Origin of the sequence: Pantoea sp. DY-17 (genome assembly GCF_019795975.1) — a bacterium.
In the GTDB taxonomy this organism is placed as follows: domain Bacteria; phylum Pseudomonadota; class Gammaproteobacteria; order Enterobacterales; family Enterobacteriaceae; genus Pantoea; species Pantoea leporis.
This window is the reverse complement of the sequence record NZ_JAIMIG010000002.1, coordinates 360,366-375,447: the sequence shown is the minus strand read 5'-3', so window position 1 is coordinate 375,447 and position 15,082 is coordinate 360,366. Positions and strand designations below refer to the sequence as shown.

The 15,082-nt window shown below is 53.0% G+C and carries 15 protein-coding genes; 9 read left to right on the top strand and 6 right to left on the bottom strand.

Translation table 11 applies throughout. The features are described from left to right. Positions 1-57 precede the first annotated feature (57 nt). On the top strand, positions 58-333 hold the full coding sequence (locus K5Y33_RS12180) for a TetR/AcrR family transcriptional regulator (protein ID WP_222234078.1): 276 nt from the start codon (positions 58-60) through the stop codon (positions 331-333). Positions 334-361: 28 nt separating this feature from the next. Next, positions 362-910 carry a pyridoxamine 5'-phosphate oxidase family protein gene (locus K5Y33_RS12175; RefSeq protein ID WP_222234077.1) on the top strand — a complete coding sequence of 183 codons (549 nt, stop codon included), beginning with the start codon at positions 362-364 and terminating at the stop codon, positions 908-910. Here K5Y33_RS12175 and K5Y33_RS12170 read toward each other — a convergent pair whose 3' ends face one another. Then, on the bottom strand, positions 911-2,377 hold the full coding sequence (locus K5Y33_RS12170; protein ID WP_222234076.1) for an MFS transporter: 1,467 nt from the start codon (positions 2,375-2,377) through the stop codon (positions 911-913). Between the two features lie 117 nt (positions 2,378-2,494). On the opposite strand from K5Y33_RS12170, the gene K5Y33_RS12165 reads away from it, so the two are divergent. Continuing rightward, positions 2,495-3,499 (top strand): helix-turn-helix domain-containing protein, encoded by a 1,005-nt coding sequence (locus tag K5Y33_RS12165; protein ID WP_222234075.1) that lies wholly within the window; start codon positions 2,495-2,497, stop codon positions 3,497-3,499. Between the two features lie 37 nt (positions 3,500-3,536). Here K5Y33_RS12165 and uraH read toward each other — a convergent pair whose 3' ends face one another. Both uraH and K5Y33_RS12155 read right to left on the bottom strand, forming a co-directional pair. After that, positions 3,537-3,959, bottom strand: a complete 423-nt coding sequence (gene uraH / locus K5Y33_RS12160) for a hydroxyisourate hydrolase (RefSeq protein ID WP_222234074.1) — start codon at positions 3,957-3,959, stop codon at positions 3,537-3,539. A gap of 587 nt (positions 3,960-4,546) precedes the next feature. Then, positions 4,547-4,750, bottom strand: coding sequence for a general stress protein (locus tag K5Y33_RS12155; RefSeq protein ID WP_064740224.1), 204 nt, complete (start codon positions 4,748-4,750; stop codon positions 4,547-4,549). Between the two features lie 425 nt (positions 4,751-5,175). On the opposite strand from K5Y33_RS12155, the gene K5Y33_RS12150 reads away from it, so the two are divergent. Together K5Y33_RS12150 and K5Y33_RS12145 are read left to right on the top strand one after the other, a co-directional pair. Beyond that, positions 5,176-5,670, top strand: coding sequence for a DUF892 family protein (locus K5Y33_RS12150; protein WP_222183016.1), 495 nt, complete (start codon positions 5,176-5,178; stop codon positions 5,668-5,670). Positions 5,671-6,099: 429 nt separating this feature from the next. Next, complete coding sequence (locus K5Y33_RS12145; RefSeq protein WP_192235148.1) at positions 6,100-7,665, top strand: methyl-accepting chemotaxis protein; 1,566 nt, start codon at positions 6,100-6,102, stop codon at positions 7,663-7,665. Between the two features lie 43 nt (positions 7,666-7,708). Here K5Y33_RS12145 and map read toward each other — a convergent pair whose 3' ends face one another. From map to K5Y33_RS12130, 3 genes are all read right to left on the bottom strand, one after another. Then, the gene (gene map / locus K5Y33_RS12140; protein WP_222234073.1) at positions 7,709-8,491 is read right to left on the bottom strand and encodes a type I methionyl aminopeptidase; all 783 of its coding nucleotides are present in this window, start codon (positions 8,489-8,491) and stop codon (positions 7,709-7,711) included. Beyond that, positions 8,491-8,733 carry a ParD-like family protein gene (locus K5Y33_RS12135; RefSeq protein ID WP_008106304.1) on the bottom strand — a complete coding sequence of 81 codons (243 nt, stop codon included), beginning with the start codon at positions 8,731-8,733 and terminating at the stop codon, positions 8,491-8,493. The genes map and K5Y33_RS12135 overlap by 1 nt, the downstream gene beginning before the upstream one ends. Before the next feature lie 112 nt (positions 8,734-8,845). After that, positions 8,846-9,031, bottom strand: a complete 186-nt coding sequence (locus K5Y33_RS12130) for a general stress protein (RefSeq protein WP_101761305.1) — start codon at positions 9,029-9,031, stop codon at positions 8,846-8,848. Between the two features lie 242 nt (positions 9,032-9,273). Here K5Y33_RS12130 and K5Y33_RS12125 point away from each other — a divergent pair, with 242 nt between their 5' ends. The 4 genes from K5Y33_RS12125 to K5Y33_RS12110 all read left to right on the top strand — a co-directional run bounded on the left by K5Y33_RS12125 (position 9,274) and on the right by K5Y33_RS12110 (position 14,984). Then, complete coding sequence (locus K5Y33_RS12125) at positions 9,274-10,722, top strand: sugar porter family MFS transporter (RefSeq protein WP_137387035.1); 1,449 nt, start codon at positions 9,274-9,276, stop codon at positions 10,720-10,722. Between the two features lie 64 nt (positions 10,723-10,786). Then, complete coding sequence (locus tag K5Y33_RS12120) at positions 10,787-11,491, top strand: YoaK family protein (protein WP_110867163.1); 705 nt, start codon at positions 10,787-10,789, stop codon at positions 11,489-11,491. 214 nt (positions 11,492-11,705) lie between these two features. Then, positions 11,706-13,574 carry a PTS beta-glucoside transporter subunit IIABC gene (gene bglF, locus K5Y33_RS12115; RefSeq protein ID WP_222234072.1) on the top strand — a complete coding sequence of 623 codons (1,869 nt, stop codon included), beginning with the start codon at positions 11,706-11,708 and terminating at the stop codon, positions 13,572-13,574. 15 nt (positions 13,575-13,589) lie between these two features. Then, a complete protein-coding gene (locus K5Y33_RS12110; RefSeq protein ID WP_222234071.1) occupies positions 13,590-14,984 on the top strand; it encodes a glycoside hydrolase family 1 protein in 1,395 nt (464 codons plus the stop codon). Positions 14,985-15,082 lie beyond the last annotated feature (98 nt).

Below are 15,082 nucleotides of genomic sequence, written 5' to 3'. Positions count from 1 at the left end.
CCTCACAAGCCCGTCGGTTTAGTTGACGGCGGGCTTTTTTACCTGTTGCGAGCCGGCATGAATCAACCCACTCGCCAGCGCATGACGCATCAGGCACGTCGTCAGCAACTGATTAACGTGGCGTGGAATCTGGTGCGCGCGCAGGGCAGCGATGCGCTAACGTTAGGACGCGTGGCGGAAGCGGCTGGCGTCAGTAAACCGGTGGTCTACGATCTTTTGGTAAGCGCCGCCGATGCGATTTCCCATGCGGTGGTGTGCGGTGACATCAGCCAGCAGCAAGGATTAGCAGAACTTCAGGCGCTGATTCTGGCGCTGGTGGAACGTCACCAGTAACCTTTTATCCAGCCAACAGGAACAACAGATGTCATTACGCGAGATTGATAGCGATTGCTGGCAACAACTGGAGACCGGCGCAAGCGAACCCGATGCCGGTTTTCACTTCTTAACACTCGCGTCGGTTGATCAACAGGGCAAGCCGCAGGCAAGGACGCTGGTGCTGCGCGCGGTTGACCGCGTCAAACGCTCGCTGGAGTTGCACACCGATATGCGTAGCCCGAAATGGCAGGCGCTGGCGGTTAATCCAGACGTTACGGTTCTGGGATACAGCGCAAAAACGCAGCTGCGGTTGCAGGGAACGGTCGAGCTGCACGCCGCACACAGCGCAGTAGCTGAAGCGGCGTGGCAACGATTATCGCGCCGGACGCAGCAAACCTATGCTGGTGCTACGCCGGGAAGCGAGATCGAAACCACATCCACCCATCCCGGCAACGCCGAGGATAATTTTGGCGTGTTGCTAATCCGAATTACCCAACTGGATTGGTGCCTGCTGGCGCGGGAAGATAATCAAAGAGCGTTGCTGAATTACACCGACGACGGCGCGCTAGTCAGCAGCAAAAGGGTGCATCCGTAACTAAGGCGTGCATTGTTGCTGCGCCTTGCGACGAACGTTAAACAGCAGAAAACTTGCCAGCGCCAATCCCCAAACGCCCGCCGCGCCATACAACAGCACGTCGGAAAAACCGTCGGTGAGCACCTGCGCGGCAATATCGTGGTTCAATGAAACCTCGCCGCCGCCGGCGATGCGCTCGGCCAGCGTATGCAAATCACTTTGTCCCGGCATAATGCGTTGCAAACTCGCCGCAATGCCCGCCACCAGCAAACTGCCCATCAGCGCGATATTGATGGCAAGCGTAATCAAGCGCGCGCTGATATCAATCCCCGACGCCATGCCAACGCGATTACCCGGTACCGATCCGGTTGTGGTGTTGGTCACTGGCGTGTTGGTCAATCCGAGCGCCATTCCAGCGAGCAGCGCGCCTGGCAGTAAACTCATCTGCTGCGCCACGGCGAACTTCATCAACATAAAGCCCGCGCCGATGGTGAATAATCCCAGCGGAATCATGCGCGCCGCGCCAAAGCGCACCACCAGTTTCTCGCCCAGCGGCGGCATCAGTAAGGTTGGTAAAGTGTAAGCCAGCAGCGCCAAACCGGTTGCCATGCTGCTGTAGCCAAGGCCGCTTTGATAATAGACCGGCAAATAAATCATCAGCGGCCAGAAGCTGAAGTTCATACCAATCGAACCCATTAATGCCCCGGAAAAGGCGCGGATACGGAACACGGAGAAATCAAACATCGGATGTGGATGGCGCTTCTCAATCCATACAAACAGCAGCGCGCTCAGTAGTGTAACCAGCAAAATCAGTTGTGCCGCGACGCTGTTCCAGCCGAGGCTGCTGCCCTGCGTAATGAGATAGGTGGCGCCGACCACGCTGAGCGATAAGGTAATCAGGCCGCTGAGATCGAGCTTTTGGGCTTCAGCATCGCGCGATTCGACCACATTTTTCAGCGCGAGGATCAGCGTCAGCAACGCGATAAATCCGTGTACCAGAAACACCCATTGCCAGCTAAACCAGGCAACTAGCATGCCGCCGATGATGGGTCCGAATCCCAGCCCAAAGCCAAAGGTAATGCCCCACGCGGCGAACGCACGGCTACGCGCTTTGCCCTGGGGAAACTGGAACGACAGAATCGCAATCAGGCAGGTTAACATCGCGCCACCGCTTAATCCTTGCAGCAAACGTCCGACAATCAGCCACAGCGCATTGCCCGCCAGTCCGCACATCACCGATGTCACGCCGAAGGAGATGATGCTGATGATGAAGATGCGCTTGCGTCCATAAGTGTCGGCCAACGTGCCGGTGGCCATTAGCACTGCGGTGCAGGCCAGCGTATAGGCGTTCATGATCCACTGCAGTTCGCGGAAGCTGGCGTGCATCTCCCTTTCCAGCACCGGTAAAATCACCGGTACGCTGGATATCTCCAGTCCCGACATCAATGCGGCCAGACAAACCGCCATCAGCGCCAACATGTTCTTCATACTCAATCCCTGCGATACGTTAAGAGCGTGCCAGCATGAAAGATTGGCGTGCGAGTGGAAATCTGCCTGCATGCCATATATCGTCAAGATCGTGCCAATTTCTCCGGTGACCCTTAAATGCAAATGATTGCTCCGCTTCATGGCCGTTCGCCTGCACCGTTCAACCGCCGACTGGTTTTGCTGGCGTATGAATGTCTGTGTACCTTTGAGTTCGGCATCGCCGTTGAGGCTTTCGGGCGCGCCGACGAAGTGTTCGGCCAGCCTTTGTATGATTTGAACGTGGCGTCGGTGGAAGAGGGCGTATTCGGCGCGCAAGGTGGCGTGCGGCTGGTGGTCGACGGCGGACTTGAGCTGCTGGAAGAGGCGGGCACCATCGTAATTCCCGGCTGGCGCAGCGTACATGAACCGGCATCGGATCAGCTTATCGCCGCGTTACAAAAAGCCCATCGCAACGGCACGCGTATTGTTTCGATCTGTGCAGGCAGTTTCGTGTTGGGCGCTGCCGGATTGCTAAATGGTAAGCGCGCTACCGCACACTGGAACAGCACCGAGATTCTGGCGCAACTCTTCCCGCAGGTGCAGGTTGAGCACGGTATGATTTATGTTGATGAGGGCAGCATCATTACGTCAGCGGGTGGCGCAGCGGGCGTGGATTTGTGCCTGCATCTGATCCGCCGTGATTATGGTATTGAAGTGGCAAACCGCACCGCTCGCCGCATGGTGGCGCCGCCGCTGCGCGAAGGCAATCAGGCGCAGTTGGTTCAGCAGCCGGTGCCGCAGCGTGCGGCAAAAAATCTTTCGCCGTTACTTGATGATTTGCGTAATCACCTCAATACGCCACTGGTTATTGACCAACTCGCCAGGCAAGCTGGCATGAGCCGCCGCACCTTTTTACGCCGTTTCCATGACGCTACCGGCACCACGCCGGGAGAATGGATGTTAAGCGTGCGGCTTGAAAAAGCTTGCGCACTGCTGGAGAGCGGCAAGCTGAGCATTGATCAGGTTGCTGAACAGGCGGGATTTGGATCGCCAGAAACCTTACGTCATCACTTCAGACAGCGGCTCAACACTACCCCGACCAACTGGCGCAAGTCATTTAGTGAAAGAGGGATAACACAATAGATTCCGTGGGTCGCCATTTAAGGCGACCGTTTTAAATTTAATTCCCGCGATAAGTCGAATAACCAAACGGGCTCAACAGCAGCGGAATATGGTAGTGCTCGCTGTTGCTTTCCATATTGAACTCGACCGGAATTTCCGGGAAGAAGGTTTTCTGGTTGTTCATTTTGTAATAGTCACCGGTTTTAAACACCACGCGATAGCTGCCTGCGCTGGCGGTTTTATCTTCCGGGAATAGCGCGCTAATCCTGCCGTTGCTGTCGGTTTTGCCGCTGGCTAATTTCACCCAGTTATTATTCTGTTTCTGATCGAGTTCAACCTCAATACCCGCTGTCGGCGAGCCTGTTTGCAGGTTCAAAACATGTACGCTGAGCGGATTTTTTGGTGCTGCCGGTTGTGCTGCTCCCGCTGACAGGCTGGTCGCAATCAGGATGGCGCTGGCTGAGGTAAAGAGAGTTTTCATTAAAATATCCTTTTTAAGCAGGTGAATGTGCTGCAATCCTGGATGCTTCGACAACAAAATCATAATTGATAAGACTAAATGTGAAATTTCTGAGATCTGACGAGCAATCTACCAAGTGCTGACATCTTAGCGGGCATTGATGCAAACCTGGTAGCCATGAAGGGCGAGCATACGTAATGCAGGTCATTGTTGTCGTCACTCCCTCAGTGCAAATGGCGGTTAATTAAATTACCAGCGAACGGCAGCTACGCTAATCCACCTCCGATTATTCTGAGTCATCTGTCAGGATTCTTCACTAAAATTTGTACCAGTTTAAGTAACATGTACATATATAATTTTGAGTCAGGCATTTATTATTAGCTTGCAAATGTAATTTTATGGTTAATAAGCGAAGGGTAAAGCCTGGATAAGCGAAGCGGTAAATAAATTGAAGTTGATCAAGAAATAATCGATTATACGGATTTTTAGCTGGAAATAACCCTCCTGACATGGATAAATCTGTATTTAAGCGAAGCGTAAATACAGTATCAGGAGAGTGTTGTGCAGAAGTAAAATGATGTTAGATGATTATTCTTTTGGGAAGAATGTTATTTGCGTCGGCTGATTTTCCCTCCTTTTCGTCCTGCTTCAATGGCGCGCTCCGGGTCGTTTTTGAAGTTACCGCTGCTAGCCTGACCGCCTTTGCGCCCGGCTTCAGCCGCGCGTTCCTTGTTCTCTGCGAAGTTGCCTGCACCACCACGACGTTGCGGCTTTTTTTCTTCCTCATCGGGTAGCTTCTTAGCGTCCGTCATTGGTTCTCCTCTTTTTTAAATACCAACATGATGCAAAATAAATGTAGTGCCATTTTTTCCAGTTTCAAGCCTGGGTTTCTCGTAAGTCTTAATTCTAAGAGGCTTGCTTATGTTACTTCCAGTTAAATTTTCACTTCTCTCTAAATGTAACTACCATTAGTTACGTGCTTAAGATTTTTAACATTAAAAAGAAAGCTTCTCTAGCCAGATAATAAGCGAAGCGGTAAGCGCATTTACTTATAACCTCAATCGCAATTCTTGCGCACATTACTTGCAGCTTGACGCTTGCTTGCTACGTTTAATTAATCTTCTTGTTTAGCCTAAATTAACGCTTCGCTTATTTTGCTCAATTAGCCTAAATGAGCTGATGTCATACCCATCAGGCAGCTAACTGTCGATGTTCTTCTCACTACCGGAGCAAATTGATGACCAAGGAATTTGTATATCTGGATTGGTTGCGCGATGCGCATGCGATGGAAAAACATGCAGAGCCTTTGCTGCAGGCAGCTACGCTGCGGCTGGAGGAGTTCCCGCTGTTGCAGGCACGTATGAAGCAATATGCACAACAAACCGCTGAACAGCAGCAGTGGGTGAAAGACGTTTTGAAACGCTACGACAGTAACTGGTCAGCGCTTAAAGACGCGTTAGGACGATTGTCGATCGTTGGGCAAGCCGCGAGCGATATGTTGCGCAATGAAGAGGGCGTGCGCATTGCGGTGAGCAGCTACGTGTTCTGTAACTATAAAGTGGCAACCTACACCGCATTACTGGCCGCAGCGCAACAGGCGGCGGACAGCAAAGGTATTAAGACTTTCCAGCTGATCCTGCAACATGAAATCCAGATGGCAGATTGGCTTCTTCATCAGCTGCCGGACGTGGCGAACGAGGCCATTTTGCATAGCGCGGTAGCCGCAGTCTGACGGATAACTATAAGTGGTCGGCAGCCTTGCTCTGCTGACCGCTCAATTTGGCTTGCAGGTTAAACGCTACAGAGAAACTAACTGTTTTCCCTTAGTCAAATTGCTGCAAATAATAAAATCAGGATCATTCTTTGCTATTTGTTAGCTTGGCGAGAACCTTTATTCTAAATTAAGCAAAAAAACCAGGCTTAGAATTTTATGTTATTCCCTATCAGTAAATGGAACTGATCAATGAAATCGATTTCAGCAAAATGACACTCCGCGTCTGATATTTGAAATGTGACTCTATCAATCATCGTCTCTAATGTTAATGAAATTGCTGACGATAACAGCAGAGGTGCTGCCGATTAACGCCCGTAGCCTCTTCTGTTTTTTAAAACAACATTATTGTCTTCACTACTTTTCAATCAAAATCATTGAGGTTTCTAAATGGACGTAGTTCAAAGATTTTCACGTAATGTAAAGTTGCGAACCAAACTTACAATATCCTCTATGCTCAATATCGCGATGCTACTTTTAGTGGCGTTACTCGGATTAAATTCGCTATTCTTAGCGGAAACCGGCGTTAATGGCATGATGAAAGACGATTACCCGACTATTGCATTGGGCAACCGATTAATTGATGAGATCAACGTAACGGTGCAGCAGCAGGCGCTGCTGCTGAGCCCGATTGATGCGCAACGCCGGACAACGATTCAGAGCAATCTTCAGGATGCCTCGAAGAAAATTACCGAAACCTATAAGCAGTTAAATAAGCTGGCTTCCGATGATGAATCAATCGCATTTCTCAAGCGCGTGGAAGTGAGGCGAGCAGAGTTCCTTAAAGAGCGAAATGTATTCTTCGATTTAGTGAATAGTGATGTGACAAAAGCAGTGAATTTCTATTTTTCTACGCTTGCCTTAGCGCAAAGAAATTATATCGATGAAGTTGAGGGGTTTATTACCCTGCAAGAGCAGCAAATGGATGGCTCCTATAATAAATTTATGGCGTCATACGGCAAAACGAAAATTTCCATGCTGATTATTTTTGTGGTGGCTATTTTACTTTCAGCATTTATTGGCTGGATTATTATCCGCTCGATTACCGTGCCATTGAAAAAAGTGATCGCCTTTCTTGGTCGAGTGGCGGATGGCGATCTCAGTTCTGATTTTCATGAACAGCGAAAGGATGAAATGGGGCAGTTAATTAACGCCATCCAGCAGATGCAGGAAAAGATGTCGGATATTGTCAGCCATATTCGCATTAGCGCAGAACAGATTTCCGGCGGCGCCAGCGAAATCATGTCGGGCACCAACGATCTCGCGGCGCGTACGGAAGAGCAGGCCAGCTCGGTAGAGCAAACGGCGGCCTCGGTGGAGGAATTCAGTGCCACCATTAGCAACACGCGTAATAATACCCACGTTGCTGCCGATCTCTCCGCTAAGGCGGAAACCACGGTAGGACGTAATGCCAGCATGATGGACAACGTCGCCAGCAAAATGGCCGAAATCAATGATTCTGCCAGCCGCATGGCAGAGATCATCAACCTGATCGATTCCATTGCTTTCCAGACCAACATTCTGGCGCTCAATGCTGCGGTAGAAGCCGCACGCGCGGGTGAACATGGTCGCGGTTTTGCCGTGGTGGCGCAGGAAGTCCGCGCGCTGGCGCAGAAAACCGCCACCTCATCGCATGAGATCCGTAATTTGATTGAGGAGTCGTCCACGCGTATTGCCGATGGGCGCGATATGGTGACGGATGCCAATAAATTGATGAACGGCATGATGTCGAACGTGGCTGAGATGAAAGAGTTGCTGGTGCAGATCAATCAGGCCAGCAGCGAGCAGGCCGACGGCATCAGCCAAATCAACACCGCGATTAGCCAGATTGATATCACCACGCAGCAGAATGCGTCGCTGGTGGAACAATCGCTGGCGGCGTCGGCGATGCTGAGCGAGCAGGCGGCGAATATGGTGAATAGCGTAAGCGTGTTTACGCTGCGTCAAACCGCTTAATGCGAGTGTGATCCAGAACGGCATATGCGTTCTGGATCTTTTTTTAAATTGCCGGATATTCGCCGGTACCTTCTGGCCACGGCGTCAACAAATCAAAGCCGGTTTCGGTCACGGCGATGGTGTGTTCCCACTGCGCTGACAGCGAGCGGTCTTTGGTGACCACCGTCCAGCCATCGGACAGTACGCTGGTGCCGGCTTTACCCGCGTTGATCATCGGTTCGATAGTGAAAATCATGCCCGCCTGTAATGCCAATCTCGCGCCTGGCGTGCCGTAGTGCAGAATCTGCGGATCGCCGTGATACACCTCGCCAACGCCGTGACCGCAATATTCGCGCACCACCGAGAAACCGGCTTTTTCCGCTACCTGCTGAATGGCGGCCCCGATATCGCCTAAGGTCGCGCCCGGTTTTACCACTTTGATACCTGCCACCATCGATTCGTAGGTGATATCCACCAAACGTTTGGCGCGCACCGACGGCTGGCCAACGTAATACATGCGGCTGGTGTCGCCGTACCAGCCATCTTTAATGATGCCGACGTCTATGTTGACGATGTCGCCATCCTTGAGCTTTTTCTCGCCCGGAATGCCGTGGCACACCACGTGATTCACTGACGTACAGGTCGTTTTGCTGTAACCGTGATAGCCAATATTTGCTGGCACCACTTTTAGTTCGTTTACCACGTAATCATGACAAATCGCGTCCAGTTCATCGGTGGTGACGCCCGGTTTAACGTACGGAGTGATGATCTCCAGCACTTTAGCGGCGGCGTGTCCAGCGGCACGCGCCAGTTCGATCTCTTCAGCGGTGTGCAGTTTGATGCTCATTACGCGATTCCCTGCGAGGTGAATAAAGGATGGTCGAGCAGTTGCGCTAAATCCGCGCCGCTGTCGCGTTCAACGCGCATCAGCAAGCGCGTCAATTCCTGATGATTGAGTGACGGATAAATCTCGGCCAGCATGCCGATCTTCATCCAGTGTTCCGCCTGCGCGTTGATGGAACGGCTCATCGCCGTGCTGGCGATGCGCAGATTCTCATGCATTAAGTCAGAGATTTTTACGATGCCCATGGTGCAACCTATATATGAATCGTATGTGATATGTATATAGGTTACCGTTTTAGGCTGGGATATGCAAAAAGGGGGTGAAGCCAATCCATGGCGGACAAAATCCTAAGGCGCCTTACTCAGACTTCGTTGGAGGACGACGACTTATTTTGCCTCCTTTCCGTCCCGCTTCAACGGCGCGTTCAGGATCGTTTCTGAAGTTGCCTCCACTGGCTTTGCCTCCCGCCTTGCCAGCTTCTTTCGCACGTTCTGGATCGTTAGCAAAATTCCCTGCGCCGCCTCTGTAGCTCTGTTTGTTCATAGGAAGACCTCTTATCAATGTTCCGTTAGATTTGAGGACTAGCTAGTCACGCTGCAATTTTAGTTCGCCGTTGCGTTAAAGCCAGGCCGTAAACGCCGATCATTGAAAATGATCATTAAGCGCGATGAAATTTGTCGAATTAATAGTGACCTTCGTCACATTTTACAATTCCTGACTATACTTCTGCCTTTTGGGTTTCAACCTTTGCGCTATAAGGCGCGTTCAATATGCAGGGAACAGGAATGGACACATCGCAGCAAAATAGTGACGACGATTCAGCGCTAAGTAATCTCACCGTTAAACAGCGCATCTTCTTTGTGGTACTCGTAGCGACAATGGGTGCGCTGGCTTTTGGTTATGACACCGGGATTATCTCGGGTGCCTTGCCGTTTATGACCTTGCCGCCTGATCAGGGCGGTCTTGACCTCACACCGTTCACCGAAGGTTTAGTCACTTCATCCCTGATCTTCGGTGCCGCGCTGGGTGCTTTCCTTAGTGGTTATTTCTCCGATCGCTTTGGCCGACGCATTACGCTGCGTTCTCTGGCGCTGATTTTTGTGCTGGGCGCGATTGGTACCGCCTTAGCGCCAAACCTGCACGTAATGGTGGCGATGCGTTTTCTGCTGGGGATTGCGGTGGGTGGCGGTTCCTCAACCGTACCGGTGTTTATTGCCGAAATTGCCGGGCCAAAACGGCGTGCGCCGCTGGTGAGCCGCAACGAGCTGATGATTGTTTCCGGTCAGCTGCTGGCTTATGTGGTCAGCGCGGTGATGAGTTTCACGCTTAACGATCCGCATCTGTGGCGTTATATGCTGGCGATGGCGATGATTCCTGGCGCGTTGCTGTTTATCGGCACCTTCTTTGTGCCAGCGTCGCCACACTGGATGGTGGCAGAAGGGCGCATCAAAGAAGCGAGCCGTATCCTGCACAAACTGCGTGAAACGCCACGCGAAGTGAAAAAGGAGATGACGGAGATGCGCCAGCACGCTAAAGCGGCGCGTCAGGGGCCGTCAGCGCGTGAACTGCTGCAAGAGAAATGGATTCTTCGCTTGTTACTGGTGGGCGCGGGGCTCGGCATTGTTATCCAGTTCACCGGCGTGAATGCCTTTATGTACTACACGCCCGTGATTCTGAAAACCACCGGCATGGGCACCAACGCCTCGATTGCGGCGACCATCGGTAACGGGATTGTTTCGGTGCTGGCGACCATGGTGGGCATCAAAGCAGTGGGACGTTTTGGTCGTCGTACCATGCTGATGACCGGTTTGTCGGTAGTGATCGCCATGCAGCTGGCACTCGGCTGCGTGCTGCTGTTGATGCCACAAGACATGACGCAAAGCATCTTCGCGCTGGCGGCGATCCTGGTGTTCCTGTTCTTTATGCAGATGTGCATTTCGCCGGTTTACTGGTTGCTGATGTCGGAGCTGTTCCCGATGAAAGTGCGCGGCGTGCTGACCGGCGCTGCCGTTTCGTTCCAGTGGATCTGTAACGCGGCGGTGGCATTTGCCTTCCCTCCGCTGCTCTCCGCCACCGGCAATGGCGCGTTCTTTATCTTTGCAGCCATCAACGTCGGCTCGCTGATCTTCGTAATCACTATGCTGCCGGAGACCAAAGGCAAATCGCTCGAGCAGATCGAAAATGAGATGCGCGAGCGGTTCAGCGAGCAGGAGCAGGATCAGCAAACCGCGTAGCGGCGCTTGAGAATTCCTGGTCACGGGAGGAAGATACGCATCTTTCACCGGGCCAGGATTTCCCATGCTAATCACCGCCGAGAACACGCGCACCTTCAATACCGACATTCGCCTGGCCTGCACGCTGGCCGCCGTTGCGGGCGCACTTAACACCGCAGCGTTTGAAACGGTCGGCTTCTTCTCGGCGAACATGACCGGCAATGTCTCCTCACTTTCCGACCATCTGGCCAAAGCTAATCTGCACGTCGGCCTGTTTTTTCTGCTCATCGTGCTGCTGTTTATCGCCGGATCTTCTGTCTCAACGCTGATAATCAACTCCGGCAGACGGCGCCAGATTCGCGGCATCTACGCCATCAACATCCTGATTGAAGGCATCGCTTTGCTGCTGCTCGGCGTGATTGAAAGCTGGTTTCGCTTTAGCGGCTCTGGCGTGTTGCTGGTGCTGAGCCTGAGTTTTTTGATGGGATTGCAAAACGCCGTTGTGACGCGCATCTCCAACGCCCGCGTGCGCACCACGCACGTTTCTGGCACCGCGACCGATATCGGCATTGAGCTGGCGATGCTGTTTGATGTGCTGCGCCGCAAAGAATCCCCCAAAGATGCGCCGCTCTACATTGAGCGGCTTAAGCTGCATTTTTACACCGTGCTGGCGTTTTTGGGCGGCGGTGTGTTGGGGATTTGGCTGCTGCAGTGGATGAGTTATCTGCTGCTGATGGTGATCGGTGCGCTGCTCAGCGTGCTGGCTTTAGCGGCACTGAAACGGATCTGATCGGTGAGCAGCTTCACAGTTTTCCGCATCGTTCGCTAAAACTGCTTGCCACTTTTTCCGCGCTGTTAGCATGATAGCGCCCGTTAAGGATTGTTACTGTTCGGCAGGCAAAACCTGAGACGCGCCCTTTTTCAGTTGAAGAGGGCGCGTCTCAGGTTTTTTTTTGCGCGAAATTCAGGGCATGAGTTTAGGGCATTGTTCAGGAGAAAGAGTGATGCAATATCAGGAACTGGCGGATGACATCTTTGCCGGTGTTGGCGGCAAAGAGAACATCATCAGCGTGATGCACTGCGCCACGCGCTTACGCTTCAAACTAAAAAACAGTCAAAAAGCGCAAACTGCGGCGTTAAAAGACAATCCTGGCGTGATCATGGTGGTGGAGAGCGGCGGCCAATATCAGGTGGTGATTGGCAATCAGGTAGCGGAAGTGTATCGCGAACTCACGTCACGTCACGGGCTGGATAATCAGAGCGAGGCCGCAGATAACGCTGCACCGCAAGGCTTATTTGCACGCTTTATCGATCTGGTTTCCGGCATTTTTACTCCGTTTATCGGCGTGATGATCGCCACCGGCATCATCAAAGGGTTGCTGGCGTTGGCATTGGTGCTCGGCGTGATGGGTGCCGACAGCGGCAGCTACAAAGTGCTGTTTGTTGCCAGCGACGGTTTGTTCTACTTCTTGCCGATATTGCTCGGCTACAGCGCCGGTAAAAAATTTGGCGGTAATCCGTTTGTCAGCATGGCGATTGCCGCTGCGCTGGTGCATCCAATGATTCTCGAAGTGCTGCAACAGCAGCAGCAGGGCAATGCGCTGACCTTCATCGGCATCCCGCTCGAAGTGCTGAACTACAGCTCGTCGGTGATTCCGATTATTTTCGCGGCCTGGGTTTCCAGCCTGATTGAACGCTGGGTGCATCCGCGTTCTCCCAGCGCGGTGCGTAACTTCACTACGCCGTTGTGCTGCCTGCTGATCACCGTGCCGCTGACGTTTCTGGCGATTGGTCCGGCGGCGACCTGGCTGAGCCGCATGTTGGCCGAAGGTTATTTGTGGATTTACAGCCTGAGCCCAATGATTGCGGGTGCGGTGATGGGCGCGATTTGGCAAGTGTGCGTGATTTTCGGTCTGCACTGGGGTTTAGTGCCGATCATGCTGAACAACCTCGCCAACTTTGGTCACGACACGCTACTGCCCTTGCTGATGCCTGCGGTGCTGGGCCAGGCGGGCGCCACGCTCGGCATCTTCCTGCGCACCCGCGAAGCGAAACTGAAAGCGATGGCGGGGTCGGCTTTTACCGCCAGCATCTTCGGCATCACCGAGCCGGCGGTATATGGCGTGACGCTACCGCACCGTCGTCCGTTTATCTTCGGCTGCATCGGTGGCGCCTTGGGCGCGGCGATCCTTGGCTTCTGGCACACCACCATTTACTCCTTTGGTTTCCCGAGTGTCTTCACCTTTATTCAGGTGGTGCCAAACAGCGGCATTGATGCCAGCGTGCTGGCGGCATTTGCCGGTGCGGCGGTGGCGTTAAGTTTCGCTTGCGTCAGCACCTATCTGTTCGGTCTGACCGAGCCCGCAACCGAAGCGGTTGCGCCGCCGGCAGCGGTTGCTCCGCCCACCAGCCTGACGCGCCGCGAAAGCGTGGTCAGTCCGATAGCGGGCGATGTCATTCCGCTCGATCAGGTTAAAGATGAAACTTTTGCCAGCGGATTGCTCGGTAAAGGCGCGGCGATTATCCCGCAGCGGGGCCGCGTGGTATCGCCGATCGATGGCGTGGTGTCGTCAATGTTTCGCACCGGCCATGCGATTGGCCTGACATCGGCGCAGGGTGCAGAAGTGTTGATCCACGTTGGCCTCGATACCGTGAAGCTCGATGGACACTATTTCTCTCCGAAAGTAGTGAACGATCAGCCGGTCAAGGTGGGTGATTTGCTGCTGGAGTTTGATCTCGATGCGATTAAAGCCGCAGGCTTTGACGTTACTACGCCGGTGCTGGTGAGTAATAGCGATGACTTTGTGGATGTGTTAACCCTGAGCCGCACGGCCGTGAGCGAAGGCGCTCCGTTGTTGGCCGTGCTGAAATAATAGAGGAGCAAACAGATGACTAAACGTTTCCCGGACGGATTTTTATGGGGCGGCGCCGTTGCCGCAAACCAGGTTGAAGGCGCGTATCAGGAGGGCGGCAAAGGTTTATCGACCTCCGACCTGCAACCCAAGGGCATATTTGGTGCACGCGTCGAACGCAGCGGTGACGATTTTGGCATCAAGGATACCGCCATCGATTTCTATAACCGCTTTCCGGAGGACATCAAACTGTTCGCCGAGATGGGCTTTACCGTACTGCGTACCTCGATTGCCTGGACGCGCATCTTCCCGCAGGGCGATGAAGCGGAACCTAATGAAGCGGGATTAGCCTATTACGATCGCCTGTTCGATGAGATGGCGAAATACAACATCACGCCGCTGGTGACACTGTCACATTACGAAATGCCGTACGGCTTGATCAAAAAGTACGGTGGCTGGGGCAATCGCATCACCATTGATTGCTTTGAACGCTATGCGCGCGCGGTGTTCACCCGCTTCCAGCACAAGGTGAAGCTGTGGCTGACCTTTAATGAGATCAACATGTCGCTGCACGCGCCGTTCACCGGCGTTGGTCTGGCGGAAGAGAGCGATCAGCAGGCAATCTATCAGGCGATTCATCATCAGCTGGTGGCGAGCGGACGCGCGGTTAAAGCCTGCCATGAAATCGTTAAGGACGGCAAAATCGGCAACATGCTGCTGGGCGCGCTGCTCTATCCGCTGAGCTGCCGTCCGGCGGACGTGCTGGAAACCTTGCAACAGAACCGCGAATGGCTGTTCTTTGGCGATGTACAGGTGCGCGGCGCGTATCCGGCCTATATGAAGCGCTTCTTCGCCGATCGTAACATCAGCATCGAGATCACCGATGCCGATAAGCGCGACCTGCAAAACACCGTCGATTACATCTCCTTCAGCTACTACATGACCGGCTGCGTTACCACTAACGAAGAGGAGAATCAGAAAGCGCGCGGCAACATTCTCGCGATGGTGCCGAACCCACATCTGCCGAGTTCCGATTGGGGTTGGCAGATCGATCCTGAAGGGCTGCGCATTCTGCTTAACGTCCTGTACGACCGCTATCAGAAGCCACTGTTCATCGTGGAAAACGGGCTTGGTGCCAAAGATGTGGTGGAAGCGGACGGGCAAATTAACGACGATTACCGTATCCAGTATCTCAACGATCATCTGGTGCAGGTGCGTGAAGCGATTGAAGATGGCGTCGAGGTATTGGGTTATACCTGCTGGGGGCCGATTGATTTGGTCAGCGCGTCAAAAGCCGAGTTCTCCAAGCGTTACGGCTTTATCTACGTGGATCGCGATGATGCGGGCAACGGCACGCTGGCGCGTTCACGTAAGAAGAGTTTCTTCTGGTATCAGGACGTGATTCGTAGCCATGGTGCAGCGTTGAAATAGCCAGTGAATAATTAAGCGCCGCACATATCGTAGCGGCGCAATTTATTGCGCATTGTCGGGATGGGCACGGTGCTGCCATTGAAATGCGCGATAAATCG